Source organism: Pectinatus haikarae (assembly GCF_050916305.1).
GTDB lineage: Bacteria > Bacillota > Negativicutes > Selenomonadales > Selenomonadaceae > Pectinatus > Pectinatus haikarae.
The window spans coordinates 90,553-103,312 of record NZ_CP116940.1; the positions used below are offsets into that span (position 1 = coordinate 90,553).

Genomic DNA, 12,760 nt, shown 5'->3' on the forward strand with positions numbered 1-12,760 from the left:
GCAGTTTGGCCCGAAAGCTCCATTTATTTCCCAATAATCAATGCTATCGTGCTGTATCCGTCCATGCATATCAAGTACAGCACATACTCAAAAACCTATCCTATTTAAAAGCAAAAGTCATTTTTGCCGCTGTATCTGCATAGTTATCAGAGCGGAGGACCACCTTCAGCGCAGAATCCTGCCCAGAAGGTGAAAGCAATACTGCCTTGCCGAGCGGAATCTCAAATTTCAATTCTCCGCCTGCGGGAATATTTATATCGCGGCGATATTCAACAGCCTTTGCCTGATGACTGGTAATTGTATTTGGCGGGTCGTCAATTTTAGCCAAATCAACATTATATGGTATCACTTTTACTATTGGATTTTTTATATCACTGTCTGTATTATTTTTTATGGAAAGTACAAGTTTGGCATTATTGGGAAAGGACACTGCCTGCCCCCCTTTGGAACCCCCGGCATCAGACAAGTCAGAGGCCTTTCCCATATGCACCACTGTGACACCCGCATTTTCTTCCTGCGGTCTGTCAGGAAAAGCAAGGGAAACCCCCAGCTTTCCCTTGGCAAAACTGCCGGAACCGTCGCTTGCTGAAACTGCTGCCGAACCATCCCCCGCCGCTTCAGCGCCCATGCCTCTTTCAAGCTGCAGATCGGCCGCCTCGACTGCCGCGGCTTTTTGTTCACGGGCAAAAGCCTGCTTTGTCTGCATGTCCTTCACCGGATCATAAAAATGATTTGTGAACCATATTCCGCCTAAAATCAAAACGTAAATGGCTGCACATGCAGCAGCGATCTTATAAGGAGAAATAGTACCTGCATTTTTTACTGCCTTCAGCAGCTGATTTCCATTGCTGTAACGTTCATCCGGAGAACTGTCAAGACAACGTTTCAACACTTTTTCATATTTGCCCTTATAATCTGCCCCCAAAAAATTTTGCATTGTCATTCCCAAAGAATAAACATCACTGCGGAAATCTGTCCTGCCCATAACAGACTGCTCCGGCGGCGCAAAACCGATCATCCCTTTATAAACAGACACATCTTCATAATTTTTTCCTTCCGCGGCATGATCAAGCCCGATAAACTTCACCCGTCCTCCCATAAACATTATATTCTTCGGGCTGATGGCACGATGCATTATCGCCTTATCATGCAGCGCTTTCATACCGCCTGCCAGCTGTGTGAAGATCATTTTTGCCAGTTCGTCACCGATCGGTTCAAGCTCCCGCTGCTTCATCCATTCGTCAAGCGTCGTTCCTGTCAGATATTCTTCAATGACGGTAGTGATGCCAGCTGCTGAATTTTCATTTGCATATATGATCTGCGGCAAAGCAGGATCTGAAAATGATGCCAGTTTTTTATAGGCAAGATCTATACCATATATATGCTTCAATACAAAAAATTTTCCTGTATCCTTCGACTTTACCAGCAGTGTTTCACCCTGACTGTTATTTTTCAATTCTCTGACAATCCTATAATTGTCTTCGATGCCATCTGCTGCAGATGCATTACTGCTTTCAGCCTGAGCCGCATCATTTACAAGCTGTTCCTGATCCATAAATTCCAACCTGCTTCTTCCATTTTTGTAAAATTCTGCCTCAATATCGCTGCAAAATAATCTTCGTTTTAATTTTATTATACTTTGTACCAATAAATTATAATTTGACATCGAACATAAAAATCCCTGTTTAATGAAAAATTTTATTGCAGCCAGGCGAAGTCCCTATCATATTTTTATTTACTTTATCATGGACTTGCAGCTATGCCTTCAAAGTGACTGACCATTTCTTTATATTATGATCTACACGCAATATCAATACCCATGCTCTGATAAAGCCTTATTTATCCGTACCCGCACCAATAAAACCTATTATCAGTACGTATGCCTTTATCTTATGATCTTTCATCACCCCACTTACTATTGCCAAAAATAAACCGCCCGCTGCTGTTTTAAAGCACGGGCGGTATTATTTCTGCAAACTTTACCTATTATTTTTCATACAAAGCCTCGCCGTCAGTGGCAATGACATTTTTATACCAAAAAAATGAATCTTTTGTATATCTTTTCAAGGTTCCGCTGCCATCATCATTGCGATCGACATAAATAAAACCATATCTTTTTTTGAGTTCTGCCGTCGAAGCACTGACCACATCAATGCACCCCCAGGTCGTATACCCCATAACTGGAACACCATCTGAAATTGCTTCACCGACCTGTAAAAGATGCTGCTTCAAATAATCGATACGATAATCATCATGAACAGTTTTGCCTCCCTTTCCATCATCGACAAGCTCATCCACTGCCCCCAGACCATTTTCTACGATAAATAAAGTTTTCTGCCAACGATCCCAAAAAACATTGAGCACATAACGCATTCCCTGTGGATCTATCTGCCAGCCCCATTCGGATGCAGGAAGATATGGATTTGAAACCCCGCCCATTATATTTCCCTGCCCTTTTATCTTCTTTTCTTCATCCGCAGTTTCGCAGACACTCATATAATAGCTGAAAGACACAAAGTCCACGGTATTTTTGAGAATTTCCGCATCATCTTTATCCTGTTTTAATTCGATATGATTTTCTCTGAAATAACGTTTCATATATCCCGGGTATTTCCCTCTGACGTGTACATCGCCAAAAAAATAATTCATATGATCTGCCTTCATTGCGGCGATCACATCGTCTGGATTTGGCGACAGCGGGTAGGTCGGCATACTTAATACCATACAGCCGATCTTTGCCTTCGGCATCATTTCATGGCCTATTTTCGTTGCCAGGGCAGAAGCGACTAATTCGTGGTGAATTGCCTGATAGAGGTCCTGTTTAGACAATTGATCTTTCGGTGTGTAAATCCCTCCGCTCATGAAAGGTTCATGCAATACCGAGTTGATTTCGTTAAAAGTAAGCCAGTATTTTACCTTATCCTTGTATCTGGCAAAAACTGTTCTTACATAGCGTTCATAAAAACCGATGAGATCACGATTTACCCAGCCATCATATGCTTTAGCTAAATTCAGCGGTGTTTCATAATGTGATAACGTAACTAATGGCTCTATCCCATATTTATGGCATTCATCAAATAAACGATCATAAAATTCCAAACCTTTTTCGTTTGCTTCCGCATCGTCCCCCTGTGGAAAAATACGGCTCCACGCAATCGAAGTACGAAATGTCTTAAAACCCATTTCTGCGAAAAGTTTAATATCTTCGGGATAACGATGATAAAAATCAATCCCTGTTAATTTCATATTATCTTCTGTCGGTAAATCCGTATGCGGCGTTTTTATCCCGCGCGGCATAACATCCTGAATACTTATTCCCTTGCCGTCTTCATTATAAGCGCCTTCACATTGGTTGGCCGCTACAGCACCACCCCATAAAAAATCTTTTGGAAATTTCATTGTATCCAAACTCCTTTATAAAAATTATTATCTTTTTTGCGCCGCAAGCCAGTCCATATGCAGTGCAATAAAACCAGCTTCATCTTCGGCCATATTTATAGCAAACTTCTTATTAAGTTTCAGGACAGCTTCTCTGCCTATTCGAAACTCTTCCGGATAAAATCGCTGTATTTCCCAGATCATCATATTTCGTACAATATTACCATTTTTGAAGCGTTGAACAGCCATATGTATGTGGTCAGTCAAGGAAATATAAATACCTTCATTCAAATTTTTTCTGAGTTTACTTTCTGCCAATTCAATAATCTCATTGGATATTTCCACATATTCTATGGACAAATCCGCTAAAAGTTTTTTCAGCTTCTCCATCATTTCATGATCAGAAAGCGTATAAACCTTATCAATCATTGAATCGTCAATGAAATCCCCTATCCTTTTTTTAAACGCTATACCGCATCCCATGGCCACGATTTCCTGTCCATCTGTATTTTTACTGAGAATGACATTATTATTTAATATCTTTTTTATCAGCATCTTAAATTACTCTCCCTGCAAAGAAGTATTCATCCTTTATGCGAACGCAAAAAAGACGAATAAAACAGGGATTGCCCCTCGCTTTGTTCGTCTGTGAAATCCATACGCTCATTCATTTTAATCCCTCCAAAAATTTCTTTTGAAGGTTTGGCCAACTAAATGTCACCATCCAAATATTAGTTTCATATTAGCATACAAAACAATCAATGTAAAGATTATAAAAATTTTATTTATTCTATCAATAATTAATGTAAATTTATTCCCAGATATTTATTACAAAATCTTGCAATCAGCATTGTGACGTGATAAAATATTTAAATGAAATGTTATGTAAAGGAGTGAATTAATTGCCAAATATTAAATCTTCAATTCAAAGCGTAAAAACTGATGCAGAACGCCGCGCGAAAAACGTATCGGTGAAATCTACCGTTAAAACTGCTTTTCGTAAAGTCAATGATGCAGTTAAAGCTGGCAATGCTGATGAAGCTAAGTCTCTTTTAGCTGTTGCCTGCAAAAAAATAGATAAAGCTGCCGCTGATAATGTTTTTCATAAAAATGCAGCAGCCCGCCGCAAATCTCGCTTGGCTCAGAAAATCAACGCTCTGGCTAAATAATTTTTTACCTGCTTCTATATATTGCGGAGCAGGTTTTTTTATGCCTTTAAAACTCTCTTAATAAAAAATGATTGACACTAAAGCTTCTTTATGATAAAATAGTTTTCGCAGTTATGAAAAGAATATGGCCCTGTAGCTCAGTTGGATTAGAGTGTTTGACTACGAATCAAAAGGTCGCAGGTTCGAATCCTGCCAGGGTCACCATTAACATGGGTAGGTGCCCGAGTGGTTAAAGGGAACAGACTGTAAATCTGTCACCGCGAGGTTACGATGGTTCGAATCCATCCCTGCCCACCATTTTACAATTTCATATATGGCCCTGTAGCTCAGTTGGATTAGAGTGTTTGACTACGAATCAAAAGGTCGCAGGTTCGAATCCTGCCAGGGTCACCATTAATATGGGTAGGTGCCCGAGTGGTTAAAGGGAACAGACTGTAAATCTGTCACCGCGAGGTTACGATGGTTCGAATCCATCCCTGCCCACCATTTATTAATTGGCAACAAAAGTTTTGACAATATTTTGTCAGAGCTTTTTTTAGTTTTACAATAAACAAGAAAGCAGACAAGAACACTCTCTGTTCTTGTCTGCTTTCTTGTTTATTGTGCGTTTAATCTACAGCAACAATCACTGAACTGGCTTTTATTACTGCGTAAGCTTCCTTCCCCACTTCAAGGCCAAGTTCTTTTACTGACTGCTTTGTTATGGTAGCAGAAACAATATCCCCGCTTGCGAGCTTGATTTTCACAACATCGTTTACGCTGCCCGTATCAATGCCGCATATTACACCTTTTAGCTGATTTCTTGCACTTAATCTCATTTTCTCACCTCATTTCTTTAGTAAAATAAGTTTATCCTCCGGGATAGTCAGAAATATCGGCTTGTCTCTTAAACGAACCCATGCATCTTTTTCCAGCTCCCAGCGCAGCAGCAAACTTTCTTTGTCATGGGGGCGGATCATAATAATGTAGGAGAAGGTATCCTCAATTACTTTTATGATCTGCGCAGAAAAACAATTCACCTGCTGCTGAGCCGTTGTCGGTTCAAAAAAATGTGCTCTAAACCCAACATAAGACAAATCGTCCGGTACCTGCTGAGCAGTGAAAAGTTCCAGCTGCCAATCGACTGCATATAAATAATGCTCATCAATTTTATGAGCTTTTGAAGTATTTTTGCAGCCTGTCAATACTGCTGCTGTTAACGTCTGTGGATCATCGAAAATGCCATATTTATCGCTTACTGTCTCAATATGCCCATTACTCATGACAGCAACATGATTGCACAAACGATACACTTCATCACGATTATGCGAAATGAAAAGAGTCGTCTTTTTATATTTTTCAAGCAGATCGCCCAGTTCCAGTTCAAGCTGCCATTTAAGATAGCTGTCAAGTGCTGAAAAGGGTTCATCCAGCATCAGCAGTCTGGACTGTGCAGCCAAAATTCTGGCAAAAGCCACTCGTTGCTGCTGTCCCCCTGAAAGATTTGCAGGATATATGCTTTCTAATCCCTGCAGATGAAATCTCTGAATATATTCTTCTGCGGTTTTGCTTTTGTTTTCTTTACTGCCGCTGACCACAAAAGCAATGTTTTCAAATACTGTCATATTCGGAAACAAAGCATAGTTTTGAAAAAGATAGCCGGAATGACGTTTTCTGGGTGGAAGATTTATATTTTTCTCACTATCAAACAAAACTTGTCCGTCAAGTTCTATATAACCGCTGTCCGGTGTCTCTACACCGGCGATGCATTTCAATGTCATACTTTTGCCGCATCCCGAGGCTCCCAGTATAGCAAAAATTTCATTCTCCACGTTGAAATCAACATCAAGAGTAAATGCGTTCAGCTGTTTTTTTATTTTTACTTTCAATGCCATACTCAGACCCCATTCCCCGCAGAGGACTTCATCGCATATCGCCCATTGTTTTTCAGCCATAAATTCATAAGAACTATCACGACAAAAGATATAGCAACTATTATCCCTACCCAGAAAAATGCTGCATTATTATCACCGGCCTGCACAGCCGAATATATTGCGGTTGATATAGTTTGTGTTATTCCCGGAATATTGCCCGCAACCATAATTGTTGCGCCAAATTCACCGAGAGCACGGGTAAATGCCAATATCACCCCGGCAATAAGGCTGTGCTTTGTGTTTGGCAGTATTATATGCCAGAAAATTTTCCAGTCAGAAACGCCTAATGTTTTTGCCGCATAAATAATATTTTCATCAAGCTGTTCAAATGCGCCTCTCGTAGTTCGATACATAAGCGGAAAAGCTACAACCACCGCTGCCAGAACCGTAGCTTCCCAGGAAAAGACCAGTGAATAACCGAAGGACATCATTATCTGACCGATAGGGCTGTTTTTGCCAAAGGCGATCAAAAGGATAAAGCCGACCACTGTAGGCGGCAAAACCAAAGGCAGTGTCAATATAGCATCCAGAATTCCCTGAAAATGTTTCAGCCGCACTACAATATATGCAGCATATATACCTGTAAAAAAAGCTATGACAGTAGCCAGACAGGATGTTTTAACAGATATTAGAAGCGGTGAATAATCCATCATCATTTAGCCATTGTAAAGCCGTATTTTTCAAATATCTTTGCAGCTTCGGGTGTTTGCAGAAAAGCCACAAAATCCTTTGCTGCATCCATGCTTTTTGTCGATTTCAATATTGCAACAGGATAGATTATCGGTTTATGAGAACCGTCAGGTGCCTCTGCTACAATGTTCACTTTATCGGAAATAGCAGCATCAGTCTTATAAACTAAGCCGCAGTCAGCTTCTCCGTTTTCGACCCATGCAAGCACGGCACGAACATCATTCCCATAAACAGCTTTGGGAGTGACAGCATCCTCGTATTTAAGATTTTTAAACACTTCTTCAGCATATTGCCCGGCGGGAACACTCTTAGGATCTCCTATAGCGATCTTTTTTGCCTTATCCGTTATAATATCAGAAAATTGTTTTATATCATTTTTATTGTCCTTAGGAGTTATAAGAACTATTTTATTTATCAGAAGATCCTTCCGCGTACCGTCTGCCAGCAGGCCTTTACTATCCAATGTGTCCATTTGCTTCTGTGCTGCTGAAATGAATACATCTGCAGGAGCTCCCTGCTCAATTTGTGACTGCAATGAACCGCTTGCTCCAAAATTAAAGGTCAGTTCTGTATTAGGCTGCTTTTTTTTGTATTCTTCTGCCAGTGAATTCATTGTCTCTTTCAAACTGGCTGCCGCTGACACTACGATCTTCTGCTGTTCTGCCGCCTTAGCACTGCTTTCATTTTTTTCCTCATTTTGCTGACCGCATCCGGCTGTCAGCACAGCTGCCGTCAACATGGCAAACAACAGTGTGACCATGATGTTTTTACATCTCTTCATAATTATCTAACTCCTTATTTCCAATTCTATTTTTAGAATAATTGATTGATCGAGAAATTGATAGTTAATTGCAGACATTCTTCAAAAAGAAGATATTGATGAAAAAAATATTATAAACGCTAACCGAACAGAATAGCTCACACAAGTACATATATATTTTCTCTGTGTATTTATGTACTGTATTAATATACTATTATTTTTTATTGTTTGTGTCAAGAAGGTTTCATTTTATAATATATCAAAATATGTTATCAATATTATTTGTATATTGGTTAATAACTTTGCAAAAGAAATATGTATACACTTTTTACTTGTTTTTTTTAAGAAAAAACCAGTAATTTTTATAATTAAAAAATATTATTGCTCATACATAAAAATATTATTGTTCAGTAAATTAAAAAATAAATATTTATAAAAAAATGTACACACTTCAAATTCAGCAGAAATGTGTACATTAAAGATATATATTGGAATTTTTTAATCAAAAAGACTCTGAATTAAGAACATATCATATTCTGAACTTTTTGGTTTCATCAAGTAATTTATCTGTCAGCTGCTGCAGATTTTGGCATGAGGCGGAAATTTCTTCCAGCGAAGCTGTCTGCTCTTCTGTAGATGCTGAAGTATTTTCCATTTCATCAGCAACGACCTTCGTTTCTTTATCCACTTCTCGTATTCTGGAAAGAATATTATCACCATTTTTAGCTACTTCGTCCATCGTTTCTGACATTTCCCTTACCTGCATGGCTACAGAGGCAGCGATCTGCATTATATTGGAAAAGGCTTCTCCCGATTTATTGACAGATTCCATGCCCGCCTGAACTTCTCCTGTTCCAGAAGATATAGCGTCAACAGCTTCCTGTGTTTCCTTCTGAATCCGGCCGATCAAGCCAGCGATCTGCTGCGCCGATTGCTGAGACTGTTCCGCAAGTTTTCTTACTTCTTCCGCTACAACGGCAAAACCTTTCCCCTGTTCACCGGCCCGTGCTGCTTCAATAGCAGCATTGAGCGCCAAAAGATTGGTCTGTCCTGCAAGTCCCGAAATAGTATCGACTATCTGTCCGATTTCCTTGGAACGATCTCCCAAGGCAGATATGACATCCGAAGAACGCCTGGTGGTTTCCTCTATCTGCTTCATCTGCTCTATAGTGGAAAACATTATCTGTGTTCCTTCATTTGCCGTATTAAGGGCTTTTTCCGCATCATCAGCTGCAGCTCGGGCGTCACTGGAAACAGCCTGCATATAGTTCGTTATATTCGCAGTATCCTGTGTGGACTGACTTATTCCTTTTGACTGTTTATCTGCGGATTGAGCCACTACAGTAACGGATTGTGCTATATGCTGTATCGCATTTGCTGACTGATCCGCTCCTGATGCGACCTGAGAAACAGTATTTGCTACATTTCCGGCGGTGCTTTGTATCGTTCTGACCAATGTATGAATATTTTCAATAGTTTTGTTGTAAACAGAAGCCATTTCACCAAATTCATCAGTACCCGTAAATTCTATCTTTTGTTTTAGATCCCCATCGGAAACTTTTTGGCTTACTAACAAAAATGCATTTATAAATTTACTCATATAACGTGTGACCACAGTTGCTATAGCCATGCCTATTATTATGGCTATAAGCAGACCTACACCTGTCATAATCTTGCTTTTGGTGTATTCGCTCTGCCCGTCGGAAACATTTTTGACTGTAGCCGCATTTGTTTCTTCTATATATTTTTTCATTTCGCCATTAAGTTGTTCGCGCACCTGTCTTACTTTATCAGTCTGTGCCTTAACAGCATCTGTCTCCATATTTTGTCCTGATTTAAAGAGTTTCACCCGGTCATTTGTCAATTTTTTATAATCCTGCCACAAAGAAATGGTACTGGCTATGCGGTCTTTATAGGTGGGAATGGCAGTTTCATGTAATTCGGTCAAATTTTTATCAATAATCTGTTCAGCATTTTGCATTTCGTTTATGCCTTCATTGCTGGCAGGACGCAGCATGACATTGCGCTGTGCGGCCACATATTCGCTCAGTTCCTTGTCAATATCAGACATCAATACCAGACGAGGAACGCGCTCTGTCCCCAGCTCATTAAGCCGTGAATTTACTTTATCCATGGAATATAAAGAAAATAAACCTATAATCCCCGTTAAAATTATTACAACTGCATACGAAATATACATTCTGGCTTTTAAATTCATCCCATAAACACATCCTTTGTCTTTATGTAAAATAATTGATATCCCACATCAATAATTGTATGCAATATGCCCACAGACACAACTCTGCAAATTTTTCTTCTATTTAAGAAATATTCTGCAAACATACTGTAGAATAGGACTAATAAAAATATTCTCAACATTAATAAACTCATTTTTTCTTTACCTATCCCACCTCCTTATGCGAGACAGTTCGCACAACAGATAAACAACGCCCTTAGTTATGTTCCGGTTGCAGAATGTCAATAAAAAAGCACTATTATCTTGATGAACGGTACCTTATTCTCTTTTGAAAAGAGTATCAGATACCGTTCCCATGACCGAATAAAATTTAAAAATCCTATTTTCATGAATCTAAGGAAAAGCATTCAGGCAAAGTATTCCTGAAACCATAATAATATAAGACCGCATCGACGATCCGCTTGGCAGCATGACCATCACCATATGGATTGCAGGTGCTGGCCATACGCATATATTCGGTTTTATCATCAAGCAAATATTTTACTTCATTATAAACGCGGTCCTTCTCTGTGCCAATCAGTTTTACAGTACCAGCCGCTACAGCTTCCGGGCGCTCCGTAGTATCACGCAATACTAAAACCGGCTTTCCAAGCGATGGCGCTTCTTCCTGAATACCGCCCGAATCTGTCATGATAAGGTAAGATCGATGCATCAGATTTGCAAAAGGTTCATAATCCAGAGGATCTATCAAATGTACTCCCCGCAGTCCTCCAAGTTCCTCATTGACGACTTCGCGTACCTTAGGATTTTTATGCACCGGAAAAATTATTTCCACATCTTGATACTCAGAAACAATCTGCTTCATCGCTTTATATACATGGCGCATCGGTTCTCCGAGATTTTCCCGGCGGTGTGTCGTTACCAAAATGACACGTTTATCTATGTAATCTATATTCTGCAGCATCTTATCGGCAAACTTATAGTTATCACAGACTGTTTTATGCAACGCATCAATGACTGTATTGCCAGTGACAAAAATATTCTTCTCCGGAACATTTTCTCTGATAAGATTTTCATGAGAAACTTGCGTAGGTGCGAAGTGGAGATCTGCCAGCGCACCGGTCAGTTTTCTGTTCATCTCTTCGGGAAAAGGTGAATATTTATTATTTGTTCTCAAGCCTGCTTCGACATGTCCTACCGCGGTTTCATGATAATAGGCCGCCAGTGCCCCCGCAAAAGTAGTCGTTGTATCTCCGTGAACAAGTACCATATCAGGATGTTCTTCGGTCAAAACCTCATCCAGTCCCCGCATAGCTTTATCTGTTATATCAAAAAGAGTCTGCCCTGCCGCCATTATATTAAGATCATGATCAGGTTTTATTGAAAAAAGATTCAATACCTGATCGAGCATTTCTCTATGTTGAGCTGTAACTGTTATGACAGGTTCTATTTCTTCGTGCCTGGCCAGTTCCAATATAACCGGAGCCATTTTAATGGCTTCCGGTCTGGTGCCAAAAACAGTCATTACTTTGATTTTTTTCTTCATGGACTTTCCTCCCACCGTCGGATAATAAAATATCAGGTATGAATGTTATTTTTAGGATGAAATATCCCAATCTTCCTTGCACCGTAAATAATAACAAGCAATATAAATAACACTATTATCACGCCGGCATATTCACTGACCTGTGTCAAAGCTATTGCGCTAAGCCCCAAAAAACTGCTGAACACATACATCAACAGCACAGCCTGCCGCTGTGTAAACCCCAGATCCAAAAGACGGTGGTGAAGATGTCCCTTATCCGGCTTAAAGATAGGAACACCGCTTCTATATCTGCGTATAATAGCAAAAGTCGTATCAAGAATAGGCAGTCCAAGTGCCAAAATAGGTACAATCAAGGCAATTGTAGTAGCACTTTTCACAACGCCGATTATAGACACACCTGCCAAAATGAATCCTAAAAACATACTGCCGGTATCTCCCATAAAAATGCGCGCAGGATTAAAATTGTATTTCAGAAACCCCAGCGAAGACCCTACAAGAGAAGCAGTGATAAAAACAATAAACGCATCTCCCTGCTGATAACCAACCAAAAGCAATGTTATAGAAGCAATAGTGGAAACACCAGCAGCAAGACCATCAAGACCATCAATAAGATTGACTGTATTTGTCAGGCCTACAATCCAAAAAACGGTCGCCGGTACAGATAGATACTCCAAAAAAATCCAATCGCCAAAGGGATTGGTCACAAAATCAATTCTGACATCAAAAGATACAAGTATACATGCCGCAGCGATCTGTCCAATAAGTTTCACCTTGGCAGGCAGGTTTTTATAATCATCTATTATTCCGACGACAACAATAAATGTCCCGCCGATCAAAAGTCCTGCCAGATCCATCCCATGTTCAGCAGCTATATCTGTAGTAAATGACAGTATCAATACCGTCATCAAAAAACCGATATATATTCCCAACCCTCCCAGACGCGGAACAGGATGACAGTGTACTTTCCTTTTATCTGGGGCGTCCATCGCATCCGTTTTAACAGCAAATTTTATCACCATCGGCATTATCAGCAATACAATGACCAATGAAATGATAAATGCCAGAAGAGAACTTGGCATCTTTACAGCGCACTTCCTTTACTATAAG

Annotated in this window: 11 protein-coding genes and 4 tRNA genes; 5 read left to right on the top strand and 10 right to left on the bottom strand. The window is 39.9% G+C overall.

Going from position 1 to position 12,760, the window contains the following annotated elements:
• Positions 1-100: 100 nt before the first annotated feature.
• The 3 genes from NXG61_RS00445 to NXG61_RS00455 form a co-directional block, all read right to left on the bottom strand.
• Positions 101-1,555 (bottom strand): serine/threonine protein kinase, encoded by a 1,455-nt coding sequence (locus NXG61_RS00445; protein WP_196605725.1) that lies wholly within the window; start codon positions 1,553-1,555, stop codon positions 101-103.
• A 431-nt stretch (positions 1,556-1,986) separates the two neighbouring features.
• On the bottom strand, positions 1,987-3,399 hold the full coding sequence (locus tag NXG61_RS00450; RefSeq protein ID WP_307222898.1) for a glycoside hydrolase family 1 protein: 1,413 nt from the start codon (positions 3,397-3,399) through the stop codon (positions 1,987-1,989).
• A gap of 27 nt (positions 3,400-3,426) precedes the next feature.
• Entirely contained in the window at positions 3,427-3,933 is a 507-nt protein-coding gene (locus tag NXG61_RS00455) for a PRD domain-containing protein (protein ID WP_196605727.1), read from the bottom strand.
• A gap of 347 nt (positions 3,934-4,280) precedes the next feature.
• Between NXG61_RS00455 and rpsT the strand changes: the two genes are divergently transcribed.
• The 5 genes from rpsT (at position 4,281) to NXG61_RS00480 (ending at position 5,033) form a co-directional block, all read left to right on the top strand.
• Entirely contained in the window at positions 4,281-4,547 is a 267-nt protein-coding gene (gene rpsT / locus NXG61_RS00460) for a 30S ribosomal protein S20 (RefSeq protein WP_196605728.1), read from the top strand.
• A gap of 126 nt (positions 4,548-4,673) precedes the next feature.
• Positions 4,674-4,751: transfer RNA gene (locus tag NXG61_RS00465), tRNA-Arg, on the top strand.
• Positions 4,752-4,758: 7 nt separating this feature from the next.
• A tRNA-Tyr gene (locus tag NXG61_RS00470) sits at positions 4,759-4,844 on the top strand.
• Between the two features lie 18 nt (positions 4,845-4,862).
• A tRNA-Arg gene (locus NXG61_RS00475) sits at positions 4,863-4,940 on the top strand.
• 7 nt (positions 4,941-4,947) lie between these two features.
• Positions 4,948-5,033: transfer RNA gene (locus tag NXG61_RS00480), tRNA-Tyr, on the top strand.
• A 122-nt stretch (positions 5,034-5,155) separates the two neighbouring features.
• Here NXG61_RS00480 and NXG61_RS00485 read toward each other — a convergent pair.
• The 7 genes from NXG61_RS00485 to NXG61_RS00515 all read right to left on the bottom strand — a co-directional run bounded on the left by NXG61_RS00485 (position 5,156) and on the right by NXG61_RS00515 (position 12,732).
• Entirely contained in the window at positions 5,156-5,365 is a 210-nt protein-coding gene (locus tag NXG61_RS00485; protein WP_196605729.1) for a TOBE domain-containing protein, read from the bottom strand.
• 9 nt (positions 5,366-5,374) lie between these two features.
• Positions 5,375-6,421: a sulfate/molybdate ABC transporter ATP-binding protein gene (locus NXG61_RS00490; protein WP_432748957.1), complete on the bottom strand. Its 1,047-nt coding sequence runs from the start codon at positions 6,419-6,421 to the stop codon at positions 5,375-5,377.
• 2 nt (positions 6,422-6,423) lie between these two features.
• Complete coding sequence (modB, locus tag NXG61_RS00495; protein ID WP_196605969.1) at positions 6,424-7,110, bottom strand: molybdate ABC transporter permease subunit; 687 nt, start codon at positions 7,108-7,110, stop codon at positions 6,424-6,426.
• Between the two features lie 2 nt (positions 7,111-7,112).
• A complete protein-coding gene (gene modA / locus NXG61_RS00500; RefSeq protein ID WP_196605731.1) occupies positions 7,113-7,931 on the bottom strand; it encodes a molybdate ABC transporter substrate-binding protein in 819 nt (272 codons plus the stop codon).
• A gap of 508 nt (positions 7,932-8,439) precedes the next feature.
• Entirely contained in the window at positions 8,440-10,128 is a 1,689-nt protein-coding gene (locus NXG61_RS00505; protein WP_307222903.1) for a methyl-accepting chemotaxis protein, read from the bottom strand.
• Positions 10,129-10,492: 364 nt separating this feature from the next.
• Positions 10,493-11,653: a non-hydrolyzing UDP-N-acetylglucosamine 2-epimerase gene (wecB, locus tag NXG61_RS00510; RefSeq protein WP_196605733.1), complete on the bottom strand. Its 1,161-nt coding sequence runs from the start codon at positions 11,651-11,653 to the stop codon at positions 10,493-10,495.
• Between the two features lie 32 nt (positions 11,654-11,685).
• Positions 11,686-12,732: a glycosyltransferase family 4 protein gene (locus NXG61_RS00515; RefSeq protein ID WP_196605734.1), complete on the bottom strand. Its 1,047-nt coding sequence runs from the start codon at positions 12,730-12,732 to the stop codon at positions 11,686-11,688.
• Between the last annotated feature and the right edge of the window lie 28 nt (positions 12,733-12,760).